This window comes from Paenalicyclobacillus cellulosilyticus, assembly GCF_014647315.1.
Taxonomy (GTDB): domain Bacteria; phylum Bacillota; class Bacilli; order Alicyclobacillales; family Alicyclobacillaceae; genus Alicyclobacillus_J; species Alicyclobacillus_J cellulosilyticus.
In genome coordinates, this window is record NZ_BMOY01000148.1 from 341 (window position 1) to 590 (window position 250).

The window sequence follows — 250 nt, forward strand, 5'->3', positions numbered from 1 at the left end:
CGCAAGTTTGTGTATGGTTTTACGGTAAGTAAGGGAAGCAGAAATACCCGCCATAATATTACCCACACACGCACCAAACAGCAGACCTCTGATACCGCCCAGTTGCGCACCCAGCCATAGGCAAGGTAGGAAGAAAACAAACAAGCGTAATGCCGAAATGGTTAATGCTGTGTACGATTTCCGTAGCGCATTGCAAATCGACACCATCAGCATACAAACGCCAAGAGAGCCCAAACTTATTGGCACAATC

At 47.2% G+C, this 250-nt stretch carries 1 protein-coding gene; it reads right to left on the reverse strand.

Features of this window, described 5'->3' with window-relative positions; genetic code table 11:
- Positions 1-250 (reverse strand): hypothetical protein (locus IEX97_RS13835; protein WP_229776952.1); only part of this gene is annotated, 250 nt, incomplete at both ends.